This is a genomic window from Actinoalloteichus caeruleus DSM 43889, assembly GCF_000429185.2.
Taxonomy (GTDB): domain Bacteria; phylum Actinomycetota; class Actinomycetes; order Mycobacteriales; family Pseudonocardiaceae; genus Actinoalloteichus_B; species Actinoalloteichus_B caeruleus.
In genome coordinates this window covers 380,915-405,058 of the sequence record NZ_AUBJ02000001.1, presented here as the reverse complement: position 1 = coordinate 405,058, position 24,144 = coordinate 380,915, and the positions used below count along the sequence as shown (strand labels likewise).

Below are 24,144 nucleotides of genomic sequence, written 5' to 3'. Positions count from 1 at the left end.
GGTGCCGCGAGGCGGCCTGTCGAACCGCTACCCGACCGCGTCCAGCGTCGCGTCCCCGGCCGATTCGTGGTCGTAGATCACCTGTCCCCGCAGGACCGTGCGCAGGCACCGGGGCAGTTCGGCCTCCGCGTCGAGCCGAGGCAGCCTCGGGACCCGCGACCGGGGGTCGGTCGACCAGCGGGCGACCCGGGAGTCGGTGGCGGGACCGACGAGCTCACCCGCCTCCCAGACGGCGTAGGTGGCCGGCGCCCCGGGTACCAGCGTGCCGAGGAGGTCATCGGCCTGCCCGGCCGCCCGCCAGCCCCCCCGCGTGTGCGCGGTGAACGCCGCCCGGGGGGAGATGCCGGAGCCAGGGGTGCGGTGGTGGACCGCGGCCCGCACCGCCGACCAGGGGTCCACCGGGGTGACCGGCGTGTCGGAGCCGAACGCGAGGGTCACCCCGGCCGCCGCGAGCATCGCGAAGGGGTTGAGGCCGGCGGCGCGCTCCGCGCCCAGCCGCGCCGCGTACATGCCCTCCGAGCCGCCCCAGGCGGCGTCGAAGTTCGGCTGCATGGAGGCCACCACGCCCCACCGGGCCAGTTGGGCAGCCTGGTGGGCGTCCACCATCTCGAGGTGTTCGAGCCGGTGCCGTCCGGCCACGAGCGCGGGCAGCCCGAGGACGTCCTCCGCCAACTCGAACCCCCGGACGACCGCGCTGGTCGCGGCGTCCCCGATGACGTGGAAGCCGGCCTGGAGCCCGTGCCTGCTGCACGCGACGAGATGCCTGGCGATCTGGTCGGCGTCGAGGTAGCTCAGCCCGTTGTGCTCCGCGTCCGCGTACCGGGAGTGGAGGTGCGCGGTCCTGGAGCCGAGGGCGCCGTCGACGAAGAGGTCCCCGGCGAGGCCGGCCGCGCCGAGTTCCCGTGCGGCGCCCAGCCCGTCCAGCTCGCCCCAGTAGCCGACCAGGTCGGGCAGGTCGGGTTCCAGCGACAGGCCCAGGAGTTCGGTGAGGTCGGCCGGGGAGGAGATGTCGGGGCCCGCGCACTCGTGGACCGCGGCGATCCCCCGGGACGCGGCGTGCCGGAGGAACGCCAGCTGGGCGCGGTGCCGCTGCGCGGGGGTGAGGCTGTCCTGCGCCACCCGGCGGACCAGGTGGTGCGCCTCGGTCGTCAGCGGGCCGGTGGGGTGGTAGCCGGCGCTGGTGCGTGCCGAGGGGGCCGCGTCGAGCATCGCGGTCGAGACCAGCGCCGAGTGCACGTCGATCCGGGAGAGGTACACCGGCGCGCCGGCGCAGGCGGCGTCGATCTCCGCTCGGCTCGGCACGCGGCGCTCCGGCCAGGACGTCTCGTCCCAGCCGTGCCCCCAGATCACCTCACCGGGGTGGTCGGCCCGGTAGCGGGCGAGCGCGTCGAGCACCTCGGGGAGAGAACGGCAGCCGGTGAGGTCGAGCCCTTGGAGCAGCAGCCCGGTGGCGGTGGCGTGCACGTGCGCGTCGACGAAGGCCGGGGCCACGAAGGCGCCCGCCAGGTCGATGATCTCGGCGTCGTCCCCGTACAGGGCCATCGCCGCCGCGTCGTGGCCCACCCAGACGACGGTGTCGTCGACGATCGCCATCGCGGTCGCGTCCGGGCTGGCGGGTGAGTGGATGCGTCCGCCGCGCAGCAGGGTGGTGGGGCGGTGGTACGTGGGGGTCACGGGTGCAGTCTGCCGGGTGGCGGTGGGCCGCTTGTCCCGGCTCCCGTCCCGAAGTGGCCGACATCGCCCCCGAGGGGTGTCAGGTGGCGCCACCGGGCAGTTCCCGGGGGTCCTGCGGCGGGTCCTCGCCGGGCCGTCGTGGGGACTCGGGTCCACCAGCCCCACCCGCGGGGCGTGCCCGCCCGTGCGAGTCGTCGACGTCGACGACCTCGCCCTCGACCACTCCTTCCGAGGCGCCGTGGTGGCCGGTGCGGCTGGCGAACCGCACTGCGTTCTGGGCGAAACGGACACGGCGCGAGAGCAGTCGGCGACGGAAGACGGCCCGCACCGGCGGCAGGAGCAGCACCAGGCCGAGGAACGAGGTCAGCAGGCCCGGGACGAGCAGCATGATCGCGGCGAGGATGGCTGTCGCGCTCGCACCGCCCTCCGGTGGCGCCTTGCGGCGGACGGCCTCCTGGACGGCGGTGACCGCCTTGGTGCTCTCGTGGCGCAGGAGCAGCCCGCCACCAATGCTGCCGGCCACGACGAGCAGCAGCGTGGGCAGCACGCCGATGGCGTTGCCCACCAGGATCAGGGTGGCGATTTCGAGGATGGCCAGGAGCAGGAAAGGCACGGGCTGGGCACTCCCCACACGAGTCGGTTACACGGCTGTCTCGACAACGGACAGGAGGGCCGTAATGCTCCCGACACCTCGCGGACCTCGGTCTCACACCAGCCTAACGCACCCACAGAACGCGAAATATTTCCGGAGTTGACCGGGTGTGTAAGGATGTTTTTACGGTCGAACCGATTCTGGAGGCCAAGTATGACTGTCCAGGAAGCCATCGCCCGCCAGCGCGACGATCTTGGGAAAGGCCGGGGCGACACCGACGGCCACCTCGGAGAGGGTGGCCGGGCCGAACAGCCCTACGAGTACGTGCGGCGGGAATTGGTTGAGCCCGACTGGCGACGCTTCCCCGGCTGGCGGGACGTCACGGCCGAGCAGTGGCGGGACGCCCAGTGGCAACGGGTCAACTGCGTGCGCAACATCCGCCAGCTGCGCCGGGTGGTGGGCGACCTGCTGACCGAGCGCTTCTACGAGGACCTCGACGCGGACCACCGCGAGATGGCGACCATGTCCATGCTCCTCCCACCGCAGATGCTCAACACGATGGCGCGGGAGGAGACCACCGATCCCGAGGCCTTCACCGACGCCTTCCTGGCCGACCCGGTGCGCCGCTACATGCTTCCCGTGCGCTCGGACCGCCACCCCGTGTGGCCGAGCCACCCGCACTCCTCCAGGGACTCCCTGCACGAGGCGGAGATGTGGGTGGTCGAGGGGCTCACCCACCGGTACCCCACCAAGGTCCTCGCCGAGATGCTGTCCACCTGCCCGCAGTACTGCGGGCACTGCACGCGGATGGACCTGGTCGGCAACTCCACTCCCCAGGTGGACAAACTCAGGCTGGGGCTCAAGCCCGTCGACCGGCAGGACCGGATGATCCAGTACCTGCGGGAGACCCCGGGTGTCCGCGACGTGGTGGTCTCCGGCGGAGACGTCGCCAACATGCCGTGGCACCAGCTGGAGAGCTTCCTCATGCGGCTGCTGGAGATCGAGACCGTCCGGGACGTGCGGCTCGCGAGCAAGGCGCTGGCGGGGCTTCCCCAGCACTGGCTCCAGCCGAAGGTCGTGGAAGGGCTGGAGCGGGTCGCAAGGACGGCGGCGCGGCGGGGTGTCAACCTGGCCATCCACACCCACGTCAACCACGTGAACTCCGTGACCCCGCTCGTCGCGGAGGCAGCCAGGACGGCACTCGCCGTGGGGGTGCGGGACGTCCGCAACCAGGGCGTGCTGATGCGGGGCGTGAACGACAGCGCGGAGGCGCTGCTCGACCTGTGCTTCGCCCTCCAGGGCGAAGCCGGCGTGCTCCCCTACTACTTCTACATGTGCGACATGATCCCCAACGCCGAGCACTGGCGGCTGGCGGTGTGGGAGGCGCAGCGCCTCCAGCACGCCATCATGGGTTACCTGCCCGGTTACGCCACCCCGAGGCTGATCTGCGATGTGCCCTACGTCGGGAAGCGGTGGGTGCACCAGCTCGCCGAGTACGACCACGAGCACGGGGTGTCCTACTGGACGAAGAACTACCGGACCGGCATCGAGGCGGAGGATCCGGACGCCCTCACCAGGCGTTACCCGTACTACGACCCGATCTACACGCTCGACGAGCGGGGACAGCGGTGGTGGGCCGACCAGTGACCCCGGCCCGGGCCCCGTCGCCGGCACGACCTTCCCCCGCGTTACGAAGGGATGACCTTTCGCGGTAATCCCTACTCGCACGGAGTAACGTATGTCACTCTGCGCGCGTGAAGCTGCCGTGGAGACGGGCGCCCCTGGTGGCGTGGGGACAACCGTCGAGCCTCCTGGTCGCCCTGTTCGCGGGCCTGGTCCTGGCGTTCGTGGCGACCGCCGCCGTGCTGCACGTGTCCAGCGTGCGCACGGCGGCCGTCGACTACAACGTGAGCCGGTTCTGCCCCCACCTGCGAGGCCCCGCCGTCGAGCTGGTCCCGATGCGCTTCGACGGGAGCGTCGAGGCCGCCTCACTGGCCCAGCGGTCGGCGGCCGACCACGGGTTCGACGACGGTGTGGTCGCCGGCCTGTACAGCGGCGTCCTCATGCTGGACTTCGGCGAGTCCTCCGGTCGGGCGAAGCTCGCCTACCGCGACGGGCTCGCCGAGCAGGTGACGGTGGTGCGCGGCGGCGGCACGGACGGGCTCTGGATCCCCGAATCGCTGGCCGAGCTCACCGGCGCGGACCTCGGCGACCGGCCCCGGCAGGCCGGGCTCGGCGAGCTGCCACCGGTCACCGCCGTCTACGAGGACCTGGAGCGGACCGGGGAGGGCTACTGGTGCAGCGAGGAGAAGCTCGTCGTCCCCGGCCCGATGGACAGCGAGTGGCAGAGCGCTCCTCCCGTCCTCGTGCCGGACCGGGACGTGCTCTCCTCCCTCCAGCCGCCGCCGGCCGTCGTCGACGAACTGGCGGTCCAGTGGGAGGACGTCTCCCACGCGACCTTCACCACGACACTGCGGTTCCCGGTCGACGCCCCCTCGACCCCCGAGGAGGCGGCCGCGCTCCACGACCGGTCACGGGCGGTGGTCGACGACCTCTCCGCCGAGCTGGCCCGTGAGGACTTCGTCAGCAGGGGCGTCTACCTCGAGCGTTCGCTCCAGTTGGCCGACGAGTCCAGCCGCACCGTCACCCTGGCGGTGCTTCCCCTGACCGTGGTCAGCCTCCTGGTGGGTCTGGCGGGCATGGCCGCCGTGGCGGTCCAGTGGCTCCAGCGCCGCACGAGGGAGGCCAGGCTGCTCTGGACGCACGGGGCCTCCCCCCTCGCCCTCGGCACCAGGGCGCTGCTGGAACTCGGACTCCCCGTCCTGGTCGGTTCGGCCGCCGGCCTGGCCCTGGCCACCCTCGCGCGCGGCCTGTACGCACCGTCGCTCGTGCTGCGGGACGGAGTCCTCGTCGACGCGGCGCTCGCCGTCGGGGGGCTGGTCGTCGCATCGCTCGCGGTGCTGACCGCCACGGTCGCGGTCCGCGCGCACCAGCTCTTCCAGACCGCCCCTCGGGCCCGTTCGCGGGCGGTGAGCCGGCTGCGGCTGGTCCCGTGGGAGCTCGCCACCGGGGCCCTCGCCGTGTGGTCCGGTCTCCGGCTCGCCGAGGGGGCGCTGACGGTCGAGTCCGGTGAGGTGCTGCCCCGCGTCGACCCGGTGGCGCTGGCGTTCCCGCTGCTGGTGGTGGTCACGCTCGCCGGTCTGACCGCTCGGGGCCTCGGGTGGTCGTTGGTCCGCTCCCACCGGCTCAGCGCCTGGCGGCGCCCGGCGTTCCAGTTCGGGATACGCCGGCTGGCGGCCTCCGGCGGGACGGCCGTGGGGGTCACCGCCCTCGCGTTGCTCGCCGTGGGGGTGCTCGCCGTGGGCGGGGGCATCGTCGGTGCCCAGCGGGACGCATTCGACGCCAAGTCCGGTGTGCTCGTCGGCGGTGAGAGCGCGGTGGACGTGGGCAACACCACCGTCAACGCCGACCAGGCGGTACCCGCCTCCATCGCCGAGCGGAGCACCCTGGTCGGTCGCAGCACGACCTCGATCGCCGACCCATCGCGCGAGGTCACGGTCCTCGTCGTCGAGCCGGACACCTTCCACCGGGGAGGCTGGCTGGGTGACCGGCGCATCGCCTCCGCCGTGGACGAGGCCCTGTCGGCGTTGCGCGCCGGGGAAGCGGACCGAGGACCCGGCGACGCCGCCGTGCCCGCCGTCCGCGTGGCCGGCGCGCCCGGGGGTGACCAGCTGCGGGCGGGCAGCGGCCTGGTGCTGAGCACCGTGGGCGAGGTCACCGGGTTCCCCGGGGTCACCTCCCCCACCTACGTGGTCGCCCGGGACACCGTCCCGAGCGGGTTCCGGGTGAACACCTGGACCGTGCTGTCGGCGCTGCCCGCCGCCGAGGTCGTCGACCGCATCCAGGCCGGGGGCGGGTGGACCATCCAGTCCGTGGAGCGGACCTCGTCCCTGGACGGCCTGCCGTTCCTCACCATGGAGTGGACGTTCGGGTTCATCACCGTGCTCGGCACCGTGCTCGCCGTGCTGGCCATCACCTCCCTGCTGCTGGCGATCGAGGTGCGGCGCCGTCAGAACGCGCTGTCCGGCGCGCTGTCCCTCCGGATGGGGGTCCGGCCGAGGACGCTCGTCGCCAGCTACCTGGTGGAACTGGGCACGATCGGCGGTCTCGCGGCCCTGGTCGGCGCCGCCGTCGGGTGGGGCGCGGCCCAACTCGCCGCGAGCCAGCTCGACCCGGCGCCCCGCCTGGTGCCGGTTCCGGCGGCGCCCGTCCCCGTGCTGTTCCTGTCCGTCCTCCTGGTCGCCACCCTCGCGGTGGTGGGTGCGGCCACCTGGCTGGCCGTGCGCGCGGTGCGCACCGCCCGAGTGGGAGAGCTGATCCGTGAGTGAGCAGATGACGACGCCGGCGCCCTCAGGGGAGGGACCCGCGCTCCGCCTGCGGGGCGTGGACGTCTCCTACTCCACGCAGCTGACCCGGGTTCCCGTCCTCAGCGGCGTCGACCTGGCCGTCTCCCGAGGCGAGTTTGTGATCCTCGCCGGCCCCTCGGGTTCGGGGAAATCCACCCTGTTGCGGGTGCTGGCCCTGGTGTCCCGCCCGGCGGCGGGTTCGGTCCACGTCCTCGGGCGCGACGTCACCCGGGCCGGCAACGCCGAGCTCCGCCGTCTCCGTTCCAGGCAGGTCACCCTCGTCTACCAGAACCCCGGCGACAACCTCTTCGACTACCTCAGCGTGGCGGAGAACCTGCGGGCGCGGGCGCAGCTCGCCGGCCGGGAGGACCCCGGGCCCGCCCTGCTGGAACGGATGGGACTCGGCGGGACCGGCTCCTGGCCCACGCAGGCGCTCTCCGGTGGCCAGCAGCAGCGGCTCGCGCTCGCCTGCGCGGTGGGAGCGGGCGCGGACGTCGTCCTCGCCGACGAACCCACCTCCCAGCTCGACCACCGCTCCGCGGAGCTGGTAGTGGAGACGCTGACCCAACTGCACGGGCTCGGGGTCACCCTGGTGGTGGCCTCCCACGACCCGAGGCTGCTCGAACTGGGGCCCCGGGTCGTGCGCATCCGCGACGGCCACCTCCACTCGGGGGCCGCGAAGGAGGGAACGACATGACGGTGGCGGAGGCACGGCTCCGGGTACGGGGCCTGGGACGGGGCTTCAACCAGGGCGGCGGCCGGATCGAGGTCCTCGACGGTCTCGACCTCGACGTCGCCGCGGGGGAGGTCGTGACGGTGTCCGGCCCCTCCGGCTCGGGCAAGAGCACCCTCTTCACCCTGCTGGCCGCCTTCGACAGACCGGACTCCGGTTCCGTCGAGGTGTTGGGGGACGAGGTCACCCCGCTGACACCGTGGACCAGCCTCGCGGTGCTCCCGCAGACGATGGGGCTGTCGGAGGAGTTGACGCTGGCGGAGAACGTCGCGCTGCCGCTTCGGATGCTCACCACGCGCACTCCCGAGGAGGTGGCGGACCGGGTGGACTCGCTGCTGGGAGGTCTGGGCGTGGCCGCCCTGGCCGACAGGTACCCGCTCCAGGTGTCGTTCGGCCAGCGGCAGCGGGTCGCCCTGGCACGGGCGCTCGCGGTGCGTCCGGCGGTGCTGTTGGCCGACGAGCCCACCGCCCACCTGGATCACGCGAGCCTGTCCACTGTGCTCGTCGCGCTGCGAGCGGCGGCGGACGAGGGCACCGCCGTGCTCGTGGCGACCCACGACGACGAGGTGCACGCGGTGGCGGACCGCTGCCTGGTGCTCTCCGAGGGACGTCTCGTCCCCGGTCTCGTCGGGGCGGACGGGCTCGTCCCGGCCCCGGCCGGGAGGGTGGAGACCGGATGAGTGGGCTCCTTGTTTCCTCCCGAACCGGACGGAAGGGCACATAAACTGTCCAGGATGCGCCCGCCCGCCCCGTTCCGCCCGGTGTCCCTGTTCCTCGTCCTGCTGATGATCGCCCTCCCCCTGCTGCTGGTCGTGTCCGACCGGCCGCTCCCGGTGCTGCCGGAACCGCCCTGGGACGCGCCGGGAGTCGTCGTCGCCCTCGGCGACTCCACGATGTCCGGTGAGGGCGCGGGCGACTACGCACCCGGCACCGACGGCGAGGACGACAACTGGTGTCACCGGTCCAGCCACGCCACCGTGCACCAGCTGCGGGTGCCCGGCGTGGACCGCACGGTGAACCTCGCGTGCTCCGGCGCCCGCGCCGAACACGTGGGGCTGGGCGACGCCGTGCACAACACGGAGGGTTCCCAGGCGGAACAGCTCCGGGAACTGGCCGGCGAGTACCGGGTCGCCGCGATCGTCGTGGCGGTCGGCGCCAACGACGACCCGCGCTTCTCGGACGTGCTCGGGCACTGCGTGCGCGCCTGGTTCGAGCAGGACGGCGGTCACTGCGGCGAGACCCTGTCCCCGAGTTGGGAGGACAGGGTCGCCGAGATGGCGCCGAAGGTGCGCTCCGCGCTCGCCGACATCAGGGAGGTCATGCGGGAGCACGGCTATCCGGACGCCAGCTACGAACTCGTGCTCCAGTCCTACGCCTCCCCGATCGGCACCAGGGTCATCCCGGGTCTGCGGGGCCTCGCCGGCTGCCCCTTCCGGGAGAGCGACACCAGCTGGATGCAGCGGGACGCGGTGCGCGCCCTGTCCGACGGCCTGGCCGAGGTGGCCCGGCAGGCGCGGGTCCGGTTCCTCGACCTCTCCCAGGCCGGCCTCGACCGCGAGGCCTGTTCCCGGGACGACGGCGAGGAGTGGTTCACCCGGCTCACGATCGACTGGGACGGCCTCGGGGACGACCACCGGGCTCCGCACGCCATCCAGGAGTCATTCCACCCCAACGCCGAGGGGCACGCCGAGTTCGGGCGCTGCCTGACCGACTTCCTGGCCGACGGCGCCCGGTCCGCGGCCTGCGTCGCAGGACCCGACGGTCGGCTCACGGTGGTGCCCGACGACCGGGTGATCGACGACCGCTGAGCGGCCGGCCCCGCTCCCCGGGCCGACCTCGAGGCGCGGCGGCCATCCTTCCCACCCCGAGGATCTCGCCCCCGGAGACCCCGGCCCCATCCGTGTCGGGATGGGGCCGGGACGGTGGCCGCCCACGGGAGGGATCAGACCGCGGGCGGTCGGTTCTCGAAGGGCGTCGACAGCACCACGGTGGTGCGGGTCGCGACCTTCGCCGCCTCGCGGATCTGGCGCAGCAGGTCCTCGAGCCCGACCGGTGAGGCGACCCTGACCCGCAGGATGTACGACTCCTCCCCCGCCACCGAGTAGCACGACTCGATCTGCGGCAGGTGTTGGAGGCGCTGCGGGTAGTCGTCGGGAGCGGCCGGGTCGATGGGGGTGAGCGAGATGAAGGCGGTCAGCGGCAGGCCGACCTGCTCGCCGTCCAACCGCGCCGAGTACCCCCGCAGCACCCCCCGTTGTTCCAGCCGGCGCACCCGCTGGTGCACAGCGGACACGCTCAGCCCCACCCGGTCCGCGAGATCGGTGAAGCTGCACCGGCCGTTCGACGCGAGCTCGCGGAGGATGGACCTGTCGATGGGTTCCAGTTGGGCGCTCACGTCGAGAGCACCGTCAACGCCCGGGGTCCGGTGTTCAGCCGGCGCACCCCGGTCTCGGTCACCACGACGATGTCCTCGATCCTGGCGCCCCACCTGCCGGGGAAGTAGATCCCCGGCTCCACGCTGAAGGTCGTGCCCGGTTCGAGCACGTCGCCGTTGCCCCCGACGATGTAGGGCTCCTCGTGGACGTCCAGGCCGATGCCGTGGCCGGTGCGGTGCACGAAGAACTCGCCGTAGCCGGCGGCGCTGATCACCTCACGGGCCGCCGCGTCGACCGACTCCGCGGTGACCCCCGGCCGCACGGCGTCGACGGCGGCACGCTGGGCGCGCTCCAGCACCGCGTACACCTCGCGCACGTCGGCGTCGGCTGGCTCGCCGACCGCGTAGGTGCGGGTGCAGTCCGAGTTGTACCCGGCCGGGGTCGGGCCCCCGATGTCGACGACCACCACGTCGCCGGGCTGGATCACCCGGTCGGAGAGCTCGTGGTGCGGGCTGGCGCCGTTGGGACCGGAACCCACGATCACGAACTCCGCCTCGGCGTGCCCCTCGGCGACGATGGCGGCGGCGATGTCCGCGCCCACCTCCGCCTCGCTCCGCCCGGGGCGAAGCCACTCGGCCATCCTGGCGTGCACCCGGTCGATGGCCGCGCCGGCCTCGGCGAGGGCCTCGATCTCCTCGGGGGACTTGCGCATCCTGATCTGGCGGATGACCGCTCCGGCGAGGACCTGCTCGACGCCCGGCGCGGCGGCCCGCAGCCCGAGCACGTGTTGCGCCGTCATCGAGTCACCGACGGCGAGCCGGGCCGGGGCGCCCGCCCTGGTCACGAGCTCCAGGACCAGGTCGTACGGGCTCTCGCCGTCGAACCACGTCACCAGGTCCAGGCCGAGGGCCGTGGTGTCGAGTGCGGCGAACCCCGGCTCCTCCAGCTTGGGGGTCACCAGGGCGGGGCGTCGTCCTGGGGCCGAGGGGACGACGAGCGCCGTCAGCCGCTCGAACGATCCGCTGTCGATTCCGAGGAGGTACCGGAGGTCGGAGCCTGGCGCGACGAGCAGCGCGTCCACGTCGGCGTGCCGCGCGGCCTCGGCCACGCGCGAGAGGCGGTCCCTGAACAGCCGCGGTTCGGTCAGGGGAGACGATGAGGGCGAGACCATGGCCGACAGCGTAGCGACGCGCCGGGGGCGGCGGGGAGGACGACCGACCGGTCCGGTCACGCTCGGCGGTCCGTCACACCGGGCGGCTAGGGTGGCCCTGTCACGAAGGCGACGGGCCACCACCCTGGTTCCGCCCGGTCCCGTTCGGCGGTGAGGAGTTCGCGGTGTCCGGTAGTCGGCGCGTCGACGGTCCACTCGTGTTGTTGGACTCCGCCAGCCTGTGGTTCCGGTCGTTCCACGCCCTGCCGGAGTCCCTGACCGCGCCAGACGGCACCCCGGTCAACGCCGTCCGTGGGTTCACCGACACCGTCGCCCGCATCCTCACCGACCGGCGGCCCCGGCGCTTCGTGGCGTGCCTCGACGCCGACTGGCGGCCGGCGTTCCGCGTGGAGGCCCTCCCCTCGTACAAGACGCACCGCGTCGCGGAGGGCTCCTCGGACGCGGAGGAGGTGCCGGACACGCTGGCGCCGCAGGTCGAGATCATCCTCGACGTCCTGGCCGCCGCCGGACTGGCGACGAGCCAGTCGGCCGGGCACGAGGCCGACGATGTCATCGGCACCTGGGCCGCCGGCGAACGCGCCGACCCGGTGGAGATCGTCACGGGAGACCGCGACCTCTTCCAACTCGTCCGTACCGAACCCACGCCGACGGGCGTGCTCTACCTCGGACGCGGCTGGGCGAAGGCCGAACTCTTCGGCCCCTCGGAGATCGCCGAGCGCTACCAGCTCCCGGTCGAGATCGCGGGACCGGCCTACGAGGCCATGTCGGTGCTGCGCGGCGACCCCTCCGACGGCCTGCCCGGTGTTCCCGGGATCGGCGAGAAGACCGCCGCCCGGCTCATCTCCACGTTCGGCACCGTCGAGGAGCTGCAGGCGGCGGCCGGCGCCGGGGACTCCCGCGTCCCACCCCGGGCCAGGGCCGCGTTGGTCGACGCCGGGGACTACCTCGCCCGCGCCACCCGCGTGGTGCGGGTCGTGCGGGACGCTCCGCTGCTGACCGACCGCGACTCCGCCGTCCCGGACAGCCCTTCCGACCCCGAGCGGCTGGTGGAACTCGGGCGGCGGTGGGGGCTGCGCCGGTCGGTGGATCGGCTGGCGGCCGCGCTCCGGTAGCCCCGGGACCGCCCCGCACCCGGGGCGGTCGCTGCCCGGAGTTCGGTGTCGGGGGCGTTCAGGACTTGATGACCTTCCTGGTGACGCTGTACAGCACGGCGGACACGATGGACACGATGAGCCCGGCGAGCACCGCCGACCAGAAGTTCGAGACCGAGAAGGGCAGTCCGAACTGCTGCGCGATCCAACTGGCGAACATGAAGAGGAGGCCGTTCACCACCAGGCCGATCAGGCCGAACGTGAGCAGGTAGAACAGGCACCCCACCGTCTTCGCGACCGGCTTGAGCACCGCGTTGACCAGACCGACGATGACCGCCACCACCAACAGCGTCCCCAGCCGCGCCCCGGTGGTCCCGCCCTCCAGTTGCACGCCGGGGAGCAGGGTCGTCGCCCACACCGCGACGGCGGTGATCAGGACGTGCAGGATCAGGACCACCGTGACGCACCCCGTTCTCGGCTCGGCTCCGCGACCCCCCGGCCGCGATCGTCTTCGCGGCTACCGTAGCCGACGCCGCGGGGCAGCTGCCGGGAGTTCCCGGACGGAGCCCCGACCGACGCCCGACCCGGTGAGCGGCGACCTCCCACCCGGGCCGGTCAGAAGTAGGTACCGCACCAGGGGGTCTCCTCGGCCCCCAACAGCACGTCCGCCCTCGCGAGCGCGGCGCCGTCCAGCACCTCCACGAGGCCAGCGGTGGCGAGCACCGAGACACGGACATCCCCCTGGTACAGGGCGGCGAGGGCCGCCGAGGAGAGCCGGAGGTCCGGGTCGGCGTCCGTGCGGGCGGCTCCCTCGGCCGTCACCCGGTAGCAGCCGGAGTTGTCCGGCAGCAGGGAGTCACGCACCTCGAGGACGACCGGCTCGGCGTTCCCGTACGACCGGGCCGCCAGCGCTGCCGGCACGTCGGTGAGACGCAGCCACGTCGCGTCCTCGATCCCCTTGGTGCGCACCGCCCGGGGGTCGCCGACCCACCACTCCAGGGGCTCGTCCACGGGTGCGGTGTGCATCTCGACCGTGCCCACCAGGTCAGTCGTCAGGAGGAAGCGCCACAGCCGCCGCCGCACCGCCGGCTCCGGCGCGTGCAGGTCGTGGATGGTGAGGACGGCGCCGTCGAAGCCCGCATCGTCCGGGACCTTCACCTCGTACAGCACGTAGCCGTCCCGGTGGCCGGCGGAGCCGGTGTGGACGGCTCCCCGCAGGTTCCGGCCGTCCTTCAGGGGCATCTCCACCCTGGGCACCCACCACTCGGCCGGGCGACTGATCATGCCGGTCCGGTACGGACCGAAACCGGCGTAGATCTCGGGGGGCGCAGTGGCCAGCTGGTCGGTCCGGAGCAGCCGGACCGTGCCCTCCCCACCGAGGTCACCGATCCGGGCCCGGTCCGCCCGCACCTGGACCGAACGGCTCCGGTCCGCGACGCCGTAGCCGAAGCGACCGTAGATGGCGGTCTCGCTGGCCCGCAGGGTCGCCGTCGGCTCGCCCCGCCGGGCCGCGTCGGTGAGCTGGGTGCGCATCAGCTCGGTGAGGATGCCGCGCCGGGTGTGGTCGGCGCGCACCGCCACCCTGCTGACCGCCGCCATCGGCACTTCCGCGCCACCGGGGACCCGTAACAGGGCACCGAACGAGCTCGCCGTCCCCACGTACTCACCCTCGTCGAGGACTCCCCAGGTCCGCCCGGTCTGGTAGGAGCGGGCCGCGAGTTCCCACTTCTCGTCGGAGGAGACCGGCGCGTGCAGCGCCGTGCGGAACAGCTCGTTGGTCTCCCGGATCCGGCTGACGGGAACGGGCTCGACGTCAAAGCGGGTCATGGGGCGATCCTGCCCGGGGCGAGCCCGGGACGCGACGTGTTTTTCCCCTCGGTCCGCCCCCGACCACCGCGACGGCCCGCACCGGCGGATGCCCGGGCGACGGCTCGGCGTCGGAGCCGGTGGGACCCCGCCGCCGGCCGCGCCCGCCGGGGCACCGGAGATCAGGAGGGCTGGACGACCTCGTAGTCGCCGTCCTCGTTCTTCACCTGGATGTCGACCTGCACGGGGTTCCCGCCGATGGTCGCCTCGCACTGGAAGCTGTGGCCGGCCTCCAGGGGTTGGTCACTGGGACAACTCACCCCCGACACGTCGCCGATGCCCCACGTGTCGGTGAGGATCCGCTGGACCTCGCCGGCCATGGCGTCGGAGTCGAAGACCTTGGAGTTGAACCAGCCCGGCCAGACGAACCCGAGGACGGCGACCCCGCCCAGCACCACGGCGATCCCGCCGCTGACGATCCAGGGCAGTGCGGACTTCTTGTTCTGCCCGGGGGGCGGGTAACCGCCGTACTGCTGCCCGTACTGCCCGTACTGTTGCTGCTGCGGGTACTGCTGCCCGTACTGCCCGTAGGCCCCCTGCTGGGACGGGTCGCCGTAGCCGGGTTGCTGGCCGTACTGCCCGTAACCCTGCTGTGCCGCCGGGTCACCGTACCCGGGCTGCGCCCCGTACTGCTGCTGGCCGTACTGCCCGTAACCGGGTTGCTGGCCGTACTGCCCGTAACCGGCCGACTGTTCCGGCGTCCCACCGGCGGGGGTTCCCGGGTAGCCCTGGGGCTGCCCCCACTGTTGGTGCGGGTCGTTGCCCCCGGACGGTCCGTACGGGCTGGTCATGTTGGCCTCCGGCGTGAGCGTGCGTGTTCGTGGGCGCGCCGGCTTCGGGACACCGGAACCGGTGGACGCCGATCAAACCATAGCTCCCATCAGGTCTTCTTCGGGTGGTGGTAGCTCAGCTTGTGACACCGGACCGCCGAGGGACCCGGTCACGGACCGGAGTGCCCCGGAGGTCACCCCGGGGAGTGGGCTCACACCGAACCCATGGCGACGACACCTCGTCGCACGGCACGGACCGCCCTCCCCGCCGCCGCCCCGACCGGGTTCCCGGCGCCCACGACGTCCCGCAACTGGTCCAGGAGGTCCACCACCTGCCGGCACCACCGCACGAAGTCGCCGGCGGAGAGTTCCTGCCCCGCCGACGCGGCGGCGGTCAGGACGCGTTCGAGCGACTCACCCCGCGCCCACCGGAACACCGGCCAGGCGAACCCCGGGTCGGGTTCCCGGGTCCGGTCCAACCGGTGCTGGCGTTCCCGGTCCTCGACCTCGGCCCAGATCTGGCTGGTACGGGTCAGGGCCTCGGTGATGGGACCGGCGGGCAGCGGGCCGACCACGGCTCCCTCCCGGCGGGACTCGTACACCAGCGCGGAGACGACGGCGGCGAGCTCCGCCGGTTCGAGGTCCCGCCAGATGTCCCGGCGCAGGCACTCGGCGGCCAGCAGGTCGGACTCGCTGTAGAGGCGGGAGAGCCGACGGCCGTGTTCGGTGAGCCGTTCCTCCGCCCCGTCGCCGTCGAGGTACCCCAGCGCGCGCAACAACGAGCGGATCCGGTCGAAGGTGCGCACCAACGAGTGGGTCGTGCCGGCGACCTTCCCCCGCAGCTGGTGGACCTCCCGGCTCAGCCGCTCGTGGCGTTCGGCCCACCGCGCGTGGTCCTCCCGCTGGTCGCAGCCGTGGCAGGGATGGGCCCGCAGGGCACGGCGCAGCGCGTTGAGCTCGTCATCGTCGTCTACGCCCGCCCGACGCCGGCTCCGGGGTGGGACGTCGATGCCCGTGTTGCGGATGGTGGAGGCCAGGTCACGCCGCGAACGGGGCGAGCGCACGTCCACGTGCTTGGGCAGTCGGAGCCGGCCGAGGGCCTCGACCGGCGCGGGGAAGTCGGCCACGGAGAGCCGCCCGGCCCACCTGTCCTCGGTCACCACGAGGGGCCGGGGCTCGTTGATCGGGCTGAGCCCGGGGTCCACCACGACCGCGAGTCCGGAGCGGCGCCCCGAGGGCACCGCGATGACGTCACCCTTGCGCAGCCGTTCGAGTGAGGCGGCCGCGGCGGCCCGGCGGCTGGCGGTGTTCTGCCGTGCCAGCGCCTTCTCCCGCGCGGAGATCTTGCGCCTCAGGTCGAAGTACTCGCCGAAATCGCCCAGGTGGCAGGTGGCCGATTCCCGGTACCCCGCCAGCGCCTCCTCCGACCGCTCGATCTTGCGGGACAGCCCCACCACCGACCGGTCTGCCTGGAACTGGGCGAAGGACTGTTCGAGCAGTTCGCGCGCGGCCGGCGTGCCCACGCGGTGGACGAGGTTCACGGCCATGTTGTAGGCGGGCCGGAAGGACGAGCGCAGGGGGTAGGTCCGCGTCGAGGCCAGCCCTCCCACCTGCCGTGGATCCATCCCCGGCTGCCAGACGACGACCGCGTGCCCCTCGACGTCGATCCCCCGCCGCCCGGCGCGACCGGTCAGCTGCGTGTACTCACCGGGCGTGAGGTCGGCGTGCGTCTCACCGTTGAACTTGACGAGCTTCTCCAGCACCACCGTCCTGGCGGGCATGTTGATGCCCAGCGCGAGGGTCTCGGTGGCGAAGACCGCCCGCACCAGGCCCCGGACGAACAGCTCCTCCACGGTCTCCTTGAAGGCCGGCAGCAGGCCGGCGTGGTGGCTGGCGATCCCGCGCTCCAGCGCCTCCCGCCATTCCCAGAAGCCCAGCACGCCCAGGTCGGTGTCCGGCAGGTCCGCCGTCTTCAGGTCGACGATCCGCCGGATCTCCTCGGCCTCGTCTTCCGAGGTCAACCGCAGGCCCGAGCGCACGCACTGCCCGACGGCCGCGTCGCAACCGGCCCGGCTGAAGACGAACAGGATCGCCGGCAGGAGGGCGGCGTCGTCGAGCCGGCGCACGATCTCCGGCCGCCCCGGGGGGCGGTACCGGCTCTCCGGTGGCCGCTGGGCGTCCCGTCCCCGGTCCCGGGGGCCCCGGCGCGGGCGGCGGAGTGGGAACTCGAGTCGGTCCACCCTCTCCAACTGCTGCAGCAGCCGGGGGTTGACCCGGAGTTCGCCACCGGACTCGCCGCCGAAGAGGTCCAGCAGCCGGTTGCCCACCATCATGTGCTGCCACAGCGGCACCGGGCGGTGCTCGTCGACGACGACCGTGGTGTCTCCCCGGACCTCCACCAGCCACTCACCGAACTCCTCGGCGTTGCTGACCGTGGCGGACAGCGAGACGAGGCGGACGTGTTCCGGCAGGTGCAGGATGACCTCCTCCCACACCGCGCCCCGGAAGCGGTCCGCGAGGTAGTGGACCTCGTCCATCACCACGTAGTCGAGGCCCTCGAGGGTGGTGGAACCCGCGTACAGCATGTTCCGCAGCACCTCGGTCGTCATCACCACCACGGGAGCGTCGCCGTTGATGGCGGTGTCCCCGGTGAGCAGGCCCACGCGGTCCGGGCCGTACCGAGCGGTGAGGTCGGCGTACTTCTGGTTGGACAACGCCTTGATCGGCGTCGTGTAGAAGCACTTGCGGCCCTCGCCCAACGCCAGGTGCACCGCGAACTCCCCCACCACGGTCTTGCCGGCCCCGGTGGGCGCGCACACCAGAACACCGTGCCCCACCTCCAGGGCCTGGCAGGCGGTTCGCTGGAACGGGTCGAGCTCGAAGGAGAGCTCACCCAGGAAGTCGGTGAGCTTGGGATGCGCCGCACGCTGGCGCGCGGCGGCGTACCGCTGCGCGGGGTCGAGCGGGGCGTGCTGGGATGCGGGGCGTCGGGCCACGCTCCCAGGCTTTCACATACCCCGGACGAACGGGGATCAGGAGGGCGGGGCCTGTTGGCCGGGGTTGGCCGCCGGTGCTCCATCGGCCTGGTTCGCCAGGGTGTTCGCGGGGCCGGCCGGCGGGGCCGGCGCGACGGCGGGGGCCACGGGGCGGCGGGGGCGGACTGCGGGGCCTCCGTCCCGTCCCGCGGCTCCCCGTCCCGCTTCATGCCCTTGACCTCGGCCTTGAGGATGCGCGCCGACTGGCCGAGGGACCTGGCCATCGCCGGCAGCTTCGTGGCACCGAACAGCAGGACGAGCACGACGGCGATGATCAGGATCTCGGCGGTACCGATATTGGGCATGGTCCTCTCCCACGTTTCGGGGTCACTGGCAGGGTACTCCCGGACCGGGTGTGATCCGCCTACGCTTCCCGCCGGCTCCCCCGCGTGTTCGACGTCCCGCGCCGCTCCGCCACGGCCACCTTCAGCGCCGCCGTCCGCGCCCGGAGCAGACCACCCCGGTCAGCGAACCGCGCGGACAGCCGGCTCCGCGCGGCACTGGTCCGACGAGCGGCACGCAGCGCACGGCGCACCGCGACGGCGAGCACGACGAGCGCGACGGCGACGACGGCGAGGACGACCGCGAGAACCACGTGCGAGCTTTCGATGATCACCGGGACACGGTAGCGAGCTCCACTCAGCGGGCGTCGGCCAGCTCATCGGCCAGCCGGAGCGCCCGCTCGGCGCGTTCGGCGATCTCGGCGCCCAACGGCAGCGGCTCGACGACCCTGGCCCGGCCGCCCAGGCCCAGCACCAGTCGGACGACCCAGGAGCGGTCCGAGTAGCGGAGCCGCACCCGCAGCCGCCCGTCGGGCAGTTCGGTGCGTTCGTCCGTCGGGTAGTACTCGCTGACCCAGCGGGCGTCCTGGGTCAGTTCGAGCACCGCCGTCTCCTGGTCCGGCGTGGCGCGGAACGCCCCGCCCGCGACGTCCACGGGTTCCGCCTCCTCCGGGGTGCGGGCTGGCTCGTCGAGCAGCACGGCCTCGTCGACCCGGTCCAGCCGGAACAACCGGGTCGCTTCGGCCTGCCGGCACCAGGCGTCCAGGTAGCTGTGCCCGTCCATCAGGAGGACCCGCTTCGGGTCCACCACGCGAGTGGTGATGGCGTCGCGGGACGCCGTGTAGTAGCGGATGCGGAGGGCCCGGCCCTCGTCCACGGCCCTCGTCACCGTGCGCTGGACCGTCTCGGCGACGCCTGGTCGCCCGCCCAACCCGATCACGACGCCGCTGGGCTGGGCCTGGCCCACCGCGTCCTCGATCTTGGCGACGGCTCGGCTGACCGCCTCGGTGTCCGTCACCCCGGGCGTGTCGGCGAGGGCGCGCAGCGCCACCAGCAACGAGGTCGCCTCGGTGGCGGTGAGCCGCAGGGGACGGTCCATGCCGGCGTCGAAGGAGACGGTCACCGTCTCGTCGTCGAACGACAGGTCGATCAGGTCACCCGGTCCGTAGCCGGGGAGCCCGCACATCCACAGCAGCTCCAGGTCCTTGCGCAGCTGTTTCGGGGTCACCCCGAAATCCCGGGCGGCCTCCTCGACCAGGATCCCAGGGCGGGCCAACAGGTAGGGGACGAGGGCGAGCAGTCGGGCGAGCCGCTGCGAGGACGCGTTGCTCATCGGGTCTCCTCCACAATTCCACCGAGCACCGCGGCGACGGCGTCGGCCAGGCCGGCCGGCTCGATCACCAGCACGTCGGGGCGTAGCCGGCGATCCAGTCCGCCGCCGAGGAGAGGGACCGGAACTCGATCTCGACGACGTCACCCGGTGTCCCACCCACCTCGCGGCCGCCGACGGTGGTGGCGTGCCGGCGGAGACCGTGCGCCCGGTCCGCCGCGATCCAGAGCACTGCCGGTTCCGGTGCGGGAGCGGGGTCGGCGCTGCCGGCGACGATCCTGAGCAGGTCGGCGTCGCTCGGTCGGTGAACGGCTCCCGGTTCGCCGACGGCGCGAACAGCGCCGACGATGCGGGAGAGCCGGAAGCAGCGGGTCGCACCCCGGTCCCGGTCATGGCCGACCAGGTACCAGCGGCCTCGCCAGGAGACCACTCCCCAGGGTTCCACCGTGCGCAGCCGGGCGTCCGGCTCCGGCTCCGAGGAACGGCGGTGCCGGAAGGTGACGACCTGGCCGTTCTCCACCGCCGCGCGCAGGGCGTCGAAGGCGGGCTCGGCGATGCGCACCTTCGGTTCGACGGCGGCCCCCACGCTCAGGTCCAGCTCGACCCCGGCGGCCCGTAACTTGAGCAGCGCCCCGTGCGCGGCCTGGGAGAACTCCGGGGACTCCCACAACCGGACCGCGAGTCCCACCGCCGCGGCCTCGTCGGCCTCGAGGTCGATCTCACCGAGTTCGTAGTCGGGGCGCGTGATCCGATACCCCTCGGTGTTGTCGAAGACCGAGTTGCGCCCGGTCTCCACGGGGATGCCGAGGTCCCGCAACTCGGCCTTGTCCCGTTCGAACATGCGGAAAAAGGCCTCGCTGCTGGGGGCCGTCGCGTACCCGGGGACGATGCCGCGGATGCGGTCCGCGGTCAGGTACTGACGGGAGGACAACAGACAGAGCACCAGGTTGACCAGGCGTTCGGCACGTGCGGAGGACACCACCGCACCCTAGCGGCCCCGCCCCGCCCGCCCTCCGGGAGGCCGGGGGGAACATCATCCGCGCGGGCGGTGCCCGCACCGGGGAGTGGTCACAACGACGAGATGAGGCGCTCCACCCGCTCGTCCACCGCGCGGAACGGGTCCTTGCACAGCACGGTGCGCTGGGCCTGGTCGTTCAGCTTGAGGTGCACCCAGTCCACCGTGAAGTCCCGACCGGCGTTCTGCGCGGCGGAGATGAAGTCGCCCCGGAGCTTGGCCCTCGTCGACTGGGGAGGGGTGTCCTTGGCGGCCTCGATCTCGCCGTCGTCGGTCGCCCGCTCGACCAGTGCCTTGCGCTGGAGGAGGTCGAACAGCCCCCGGCCCCTCCGGATGTCGTGGTAGGCCAGGTCGATCTGCGCCAGTCGCGGGTTGGACAGGCCGATCTGGTGCTTCTCGCGGTAGCGCTGCAACAGCCGGTGTTTGATCGCCCAGTCGACCTCCCGGTCGATCAGGCTGAAGTCCTGGGTCTCCACGGCGCGCAGCGTGCGGTCCCAGAGCTCCATCACCCGGTCGAGAGTGGCGTCGCTGCCGCGCTCCCGCAGGTACTCGGTGGCGCGCTGGTGGTAGTCCCGCTGGATCTCCAGCGCCGAGGCCTCCCGGCCGCCGGCGAGCCGAACGCCCCGCTGACCGGTGAGGTCGTGGCTGATCTCCCGGATGGCGCGGATCGGGTTGTCCAGCGTGAAGTCGCGGAACTGGACGCCCGCCTCGATCATCTCCAGCACCAGGTTGGTGGTGCCGACCTTGAGCAGCGTCGTGACCTCGGACATGTTCGAGTCACCAACGATGACGTGCAGCCGCCGGTAGCGTTCGGCGTCGGCGTGCGGCTCGTCCCTGGTGTTGATGATCGGCCGCGAGCGGGTGGTCGCGCTCGAAACCCCTTCCCAGATGTGCTCGGCCCGCTGCGACAGGCAGTACACCGCGCCCCTGGGGGTCTGGAGGACCTTCCCCGCCCCGCTGATGAGCTGGCGCGTCACGAGGAACGGCAGCAGGACGTCGGCGATCCTCGCGAACTCGCCCGCCCTGGCGACCAGGTAGTTCTCGTGGCACCCGTAGGAGTTGCCGGCCGAGTCGGTGTTGTTCTTGAACAGGAAGATGTCCCCGCCGATGCCCTCCTCCGCGAGCCGGCGTTCGGCGTCGACCAGCAGGTCCTCCAGGACCCGCTCCCCGGCCTTGTCGTGGGTGACCAGCTGGATGAGTTCGTCGCACTCGGCGGTCGCGTACTCGGGATGGGATCCGACGTCGAGGTACAGGCGGGAGCCGTTGCGCAGGAAGACGTTGGACGAGCGGCCCCAGGAGACCACCCGGCGGAACAAATACCTCGCGACCTCGTCCGGCGACAACCGGCGCTGCCCGTGAAAGGTGCAGGTCACCCCGAACTCGGTTTCGATACCGAAAATCCGCCGCTGCATGGCTCCACAGTAAGCGACTCCGCCCGCTCCCTCCGTGATCCATTCGGGGGGCGCTAGCTTCTGGTGATGCGAAAGTGGGTGTCCGAGGCTCTGAGACGGACGAACCGGCTGGACGGGAGACTGGTGCGCGCGAGCGGCCGACTACCGGCGACCAGAGCTGACGCGGTGTTCAGGGGCCTGGGCACCGCCGCGAACCACAGCCTGCTCTGGTTCGGGATCGCCGCCCTACTGGCGTCACGCGAAGGTGTGACGCGGCGTGCCGCGTACCGCGCCGTGATCTCGATCGCCGGAGCGAGCTTCACCGCGAACCTCGTCGGGAAGCCGTTGGTGCCCCGGAGGCGGCCCGCGACGGACCTGATCTCGGCGGAGCGGCGTTACGCGGCTCCACCCGTCTCCTCGTCGTTCCCGTCCGGCCACGCCGCCTCGGCTGCGGCCTTCGTCACGGCCGTGGGCATGGAGGCGCCGAAAGCCCTCCCGGTCGTCGCGCCCCTCGGTGCGGCGGTCGCGTACTCGCGGGTGCACACCGGTGTCCACTGGCCCAGCGATGTCGTCTTCGGCGCGCTGCTCGGCGGTGGGGTGGCGCTGGCGACGCGGCGGTGGTGGCCGCTGACGAACGGCGGGCCCGCGATCCGGCGGTCCCCGGTGCGGGCCACCCCGCTCTCCGACGGCGAGGGGCTGCTGGTCCTGGCCAACCCCGGCTCCGGGTCGGGTGGTGCCGATCCGACCGATCTGGTGTCCGAGTCCTGGCCGTCGGCCCGGATCCTGTCCCCGCCGGACGACGAGGCCACCGACCTGAGGCGGCACGTCGAGGAGGCCGTGGCCGGCAGCGCGGAGCCGGTGCGCGCGCTCGGCGTGGCCGGCGGTGACGGCACCGTCGCCGCGGTCGCGACCGTGGCCGCCGAGCGGGGCCTGCCGCTGGTGGTCATCCCCACGGGGACGTTGAACCACTTCGCGCGGGACGTGGCCGCGGGGTCGCCCGGGAGTTCCGCGTTGGCCACCGAGGAGGGCTTGGCCATCGAGGTGGACATCGGGACCGTGGACGGCGACGGGGCGGGGTGCCGGTGGTTCGTGAACACGGCGAGCCTCGGCGGTTACCCGGATCTGGTCCGGTACCGGGAGCGGTGGGAGCCCCGCTGGGGCCGGTGGTTGGCGGGAGCGGCGGCACTCGTCCGCGTGCTGCGGGAGGCGGAGCCGATCCGGGTGCGGATCGACGGCCGGGAACGCGCCGTCTGGCTCCTCTTCGTCGGGAACGGGGTGTACGAACCCCGCGGTTTCGCCCCGATGAACCGCCAGCGGATGGACGACGGGCTGCTCGATGTCCGCTACGTCCGCGCCGACGTGCCGTTCTCACGGCTGCGGTTCCTGGGGGCGGCCCTGACGGGCGCGTTGCACCACAGCCGCACGTACGTGCAGCAGGAGCGGCCGCGTTTCGAGGTAGACCTGGTCGACGACCGGACCAGGCTCGCGGTCGACGGGGAGGTGGCACCAGCGGGACGCTGGTTCCGGTTCACCACCCGGCCCCGTGCGCTGCGCGTCTACCACTGGCCGGAACGGGACGAGTGGCGTGGTTGAACCAGCACCGCCGTGGTCGGGCGGGGCCGCCGCCCGCCCGACCGCCTCGCTCGTCCCGGCCCGCTCGCGACGGACGCGGGGGATGTCGCCGGCTTCCCGCGGAGGGGGATCGCGAGCCGGGTCGGGTGGTGCTGGGCGCCGCCGTGCGGGCCGGTGGGCGCTCGTGCGCCCCGCCCCCGCCCGGAGCGGCCGTGCGGCGCCGTGGGTGGGGGAAGGTCGGCGGTGGCGCGGAGGACGCCCCGGCCTCGCCGCCCGCCCCGGCCGGGGCCGCCGCCCTGCCGGTGGACCGGACCGGGACCGGCTACTGGCCGTCGCCGGCAGTCGACCTGATCGGATGACGACAGCGGCCCTTCCTTCGGGTTCGATGGGACCGTATGGACTCGTCCTCGGGGAGCTTCGAAGGGCCGGTGGTCGTCGGCCTGGACGGGTCGCGGCCGTCGCTGGTCGCGCTCCGGGCCGCAGCCGACGAAGCGAAGTGCCGTTCCGCTCCGCTGCACGTCCTGCGGGCCTGGACGCTGCGGAGCGCGTCACGCCCCCCGGGCCTGCCGCCCGCGACGGTTCCCAGCCTCGACGAGTACGCCGGGTGGATGCGCGAGCACACCGTCCGGGTCGTGGCGGACTGCCTGGGTGAGGCTGAGGAGGTCACGGTGGGCGCGCCCCGGGGGCGCGCCGTCACCGTCCTCCTGGCGGCGTCCGCGACCGCCAGTCTGCTGGTTCTCGGCCACCGGGGCCGGGGCGGCCGGCTGATGCTGGGCTCGGTGGCCGCGCAGTGCGTCCGCGCGGCCGAATGCCCGGTCCTGGTGGTGCGGTGATCGGGCGTC

20 protein-coding genes and 2 pseudogenes are annotated in these 24,144 nt (G+C 73.0%); 9 read left to right on the top strand and 13 right to left on the bottom strand.

Annotated features, from left to right (window positions below):
* Positions 1–27 precede the first annotated feature (27 nt).
* Entirely contained in the window at positions 28–1,674 is a 1,647-nt protein-coding gene (locus tag G443_RS01715) for an amidohydrolase (RefSeq protein WP_026419781.1), read from the bottom strand.
* Positions 1,675–1,753: 79 nt separating this feature from the next.
* Positions 1,754–2,287 (bottom strand): FxsA family protein, encoded by a 534-nt coding sequence (locus G443_RS01710; RefSeq protein WP_051314193.1) that lies wholly within the window; start codon positions 2,285–2,287, stop codon positions 1,754–1,756.
* 192 nt (positions 2,288–2,479) lie between these two features.
* Between G443_RS01710 and G443_RS01705 the strand changes: the two genes are divergently transcribed.
* The 5 genes from G443_RS01705 to G443_RS01685 all read left to right on the top strand — a co-directional run bounded on the left by G443_RS01705 (position 2,480) and on the right by G443_RS01685 (position 9,213).
* A complete protein-coding gene (locus tag G443_RS01705) occupies positions 2,480–3,913 on the top strand; it encodes a lysine 2,3-aminomutase (protein WP_026419782.1) in 1,434 nt (477 codons plus the stop codon).
* Between the two features lie 107 nt (positions 3,914–4,020).
* Complete coding sequence (locus tag G443_RS01700; protein WP_155886217.1) at positions 4,021–6,654, top strand: ABC transporter permease family protein; 2,634 nt, start codon at positions 4,021–4,023, stop codon at positions 6,652–6,654.
* The gene (locus G443_RS01695; RefSeq protein WP_103056561.1) at positions 6,647–7,369 is read left to right on the top strand and encodes an ABC transporter ATP-binding protein; all 723 of its coding nucleotides are present in this window, start codon (positions 6,647–6,649) and stop codon (positions 7,367–7,369) included. Before G443_RS01700 ends, G443_RS01695 begins: the two co-directional genes overlap by 8 nt.
* Positions 7,366–8,085: an ABC transporter ATP-binding protein gene (locus G443_RS01690; protein WP_026419784.1), complete on the top strand. Its 720-nt coding sequence runs from the start codon at positions 7,366–7,368 to the stop codon at positions 8,083–8,085. The genes G443_RS01695 and G443_RS01690 overlap by 4 nt, the downstream gene beginning before the upstream one ends.
* Positions 8,086–8,139: 54 nt before the next feature.
* Positions 8,140–9,213, top strand: a complete 1,074-nt coding sequence (locus G443_RS01685) for a GDSL-type esterase/lipase family protein (RefSeq protein WP_026419785.1) — start codon at positions 8,140–8,142, stop codon at positions 9,211–9,213.
* Positions 9,214–9,347: 134 nt separating this feature from the next.
* On the opposite strand, the gene G443_RS01680 is transcribed toward G443_RS01685, so the two are convergent.
* Together G443_RS01680 and G443_RS01675 are read right to left on the bottom strand one after the other, a co-directional pair.
* The gene (locus G443_RS01680; protein WP_016697474.1) at positions 9,348–9,800 is read right to left on the bottom strand and encodes an Lrp/AsnC family transcriptional regulator; all 453 of its coding nucleotides are present in this window, start codon (positions 9,798–9,800) and stop codon (positions 9,348–9,350) included.
* Positions 9,797–10,951: a M24 family metallopeptidase gene (locus tag G443_RS01675; RefSeq protein ID WP_026419786.1), complete on the bottom strand. Its 1,155-nt coding sequence runs from the start codon at positions 10,949–10,951 to the stop codon at positions 9,797–9,799. The genes G443_RS01680 and G443_RS01675 overlap by 4 nt, the downstream gene beginning before the upstream one ends.
* 164 nt (positions 10,952–11,115) lie before the next feature.
* On the opposite strand from G443_RS01675, the gene G443_RS01670 reads away from it, so the two are divergent.
* The gene (locus G443_RS01670; protein WP_026419787.1) at positions 11,116–12,063 is read left to right on the top strand and encodes a 5'-3' exonuclease; all 948 of its coding nucleotides are present in this window, start codon (positions 11,116–11,118) and stop codon (positions 12,061–12,063) included.
* A gap of 58 nt (positions 12,064–12,121) precedes the next feature.
* Here G443_RS01670 and G443_RS01665 read toward each other — a convergent pair whose 3' ends face one another.
* From G443_RS01665 to pafA, 9 genes and pseudogenes are all read right to left on the bottom strand, one after another.
* Complete coding sequence (locus tag G443_RS01665) at positions 12,122–12,499, bottom strand: phage holin family protein (protein WP_026419788.1); 378 nt, start codon at positions 12,497–12,499, stop codon at positions 12,122–12,124.
* Between the two features lie 158 nt (positions 12,500–12,657).
* Positions 12,658–13,869 carry a GNAT family N-acetyltransferase gene (locus tag G443_RS01660; RefSeq protein WP_026419789.1) on the bottom strand — a complete coding sequence of 404 codons (1,212 nt, stop codon included), beginning with the start codon at positions 13,867–13,869 and terminating at the stop codon, positions 12,658–12,660.
* A gap of 161 nt (positions 13,870–14,030) precedes the next feature.
* Positions 14,031–14,699 (bottom strand): DUF4333 domain-containing protein, encoded by a 669-nt coding sequence (locus tag G443_RS01655; protein WP_026419790.1) that lies wholly within the window; start codon positions 14,697–14,699, stop codon positions 14,031–14,033.
* Positions 14,700–14,890: 191 nt separating this feature from the next.
* Positions 14,891–17,674, bottom strand: a complete 2,784-nt coding sequence (locus G443_RS01650; protein ID WP_026419791.1) for a DEAD/DEAH box helicase — start codon at positions 17,672–17,674, stop codon at positions 14,891–14,893.
* A 140-nt stretch (positions 17,675–17,814) separates the two neighbouring features.
* Positions 17,815–18,018: pseudogene (gene tatA / locus G443_RS01645) on the bottom strand (Sec-independent protein translocase subunit TatA); the annotation flags it as partial.
* 59 nt (positions 18,019–18,077) lie between these two features.
* Positions 18,078–18,329 (bottom strand): hypothetical protein, encoded by a 252-nt coding sequence (locus tag G443_RS01640; protein ID WP_245588892.1) that lies wholly within the window; start codon positions 18,327–18,329, stop codon positions 18,078–18,080.
* 23 nt (positions 18,330–18,352) lie between these two features.
* Entirely contained in the window at positions 18,353–19,327 is a 975-nt protein-coding gene (locus G443_RS01635) for a helix-turn-helix transcriptional regulator (protein WP_026419793.1), read from the bottom strand.
* Positions 19,324–20,303: pseudogene (locus G443_RS01630) on the bottom strand (helix-turn-helix transcriptional regulator). The gene G443_RS01635 and the pseudogene G443_RS01630 overlap by 4 nt, the downstream one beginning before the upstream one ends.
* Before the next feature lie 89 nt (positions 20,304–20,392).
* Positions 20,393–21,751, bottom strand: a complete 1,359-nt coding sequence (pafA, locus tag G443_RS01625) for a Pup--protein ligase (RefSeq protein WP_026419795.1) — start codon at positions 21,749–21,751, stop codon at positions 20,393–20,395.
* Positions 21,752–21,817: 66 nt separating this feature from the next.
* On the opposite strand from pafA, the gene G443_RS01620 reads away from it, so the two are divergent.
* The 3 genes from G443_RS01620 (at position 21,818) to G443_RS01610 (ending at position 24,135) form a co-directional block, all read left to right on the top strand.
* On the top strand, positions 21,818–23,323 hold the full coding sequence (locus G443_RS01620) for a bifunctional phosphatase PAP2/diacylglycerol kinase family protein (protein WP_026419796.1): 1,506 nt from the start codon (positions 21,818–21,820) through the stop codon (positions 23,321–23,323).
* A 191-nt stretch (positions 23,324–23,514) separates the two neighbouring features.
* Complete coding sequence (locus G443_RS01615; RefSeq protein ID WP_162147325.1) at positions 23,515–23,661, top strand: hypothetical protein; 147 nt, start codon at positions 23,515–23,517, stop codon at positions 23,659–23,661.
* Between the two features lie 36 nt (positions 23,662–23,697).
* Complete coding sequence (locus tag G443_RS01610; RefSeq protein WP_026419798.1) at positions 23,698–24,135, top strand: universal stress protein; 438 nt, start codon at positions 23,698–23,700, stop codon at positions 24,133–24,135.
* Positions 24,136–24,144 lie beyond the last annotated feature (9 nt).

Excerpts from the sequence above, each read along its gene's own strand:
- G443_RS01675 (WP_026419786.1), bottom strand. The coding sequence starts at position 10,951 with ATGGTCTCGCCCTCATCGTCTCCCCTGACCGAACCGCGGCTGTTCAGG.
- pafA (WP_026419795.1), bottom strand. The coding sequence starts at position 21,751 with ATGCAGCGGCGGATTTTCGGTATCGAAACCGAGTTCGGGGTGACCTGC.
- G443_RS01705 (WP_026419782.1), top strand. The coding sequence starts at position 2,480 with ATGACTGTCCAGGAAGCCATCGCCCGCCAGCGCGACGATCTTGGGAAA.
- G443_RS01655 (WP_026419790.1), bottom strand. The coding sequence starts at position 14,699 with ATGACCAGCCCGTACGGACCGTCCGGGGGCAACGACCCGCACCAACAG.
- G443_RS01660 (WP_026419789.1), bottom strand. The coding sequence starts at position 13,869 with ATGACCCGCTTTGACGTCGAGCCCGTTCCCGTCAGCCGGATCCGGGAG.
- G443_RS01690 (WP_026419784.1), top strand. The coding sequence starts at position 7,366 with ATGACGGTGGCGGAGGCACGGCTCCGGGTACGGGGCCTGGGACGGGGC.
- G443_RS01620 (WP_026419796.1), top strand. The coding sequence starts at position 21,818 with ATGCGAAAGTGGGTGTCCGAGGCTCTGAGACGGACGAACCGGCTGGAC.
- G443_RS01610 (WP_026419798.1), top strand. The coding sequence starts at position 23,698 with ATGGACTCGTCCTCGGGGAGCTTCGAAGGGCCGGTGGTCGTCGGCCTG.
- G443_RS01635 (WP_026419793.1), bottom strand. The coding sequence starts at position 19,327 with ATGAGCAACGCGTCCTCGCAGCGGCTCGCCCGACTGCTCGCCCTCGTC.
- G443_RS01685 (WP_026419785.1), top strand. The coding sequence starts at position 8,140 with ATGCGCCCGCCCGCCCCGTTCCGCCCGGTGTCCCTGTTCCTCGTCCTG.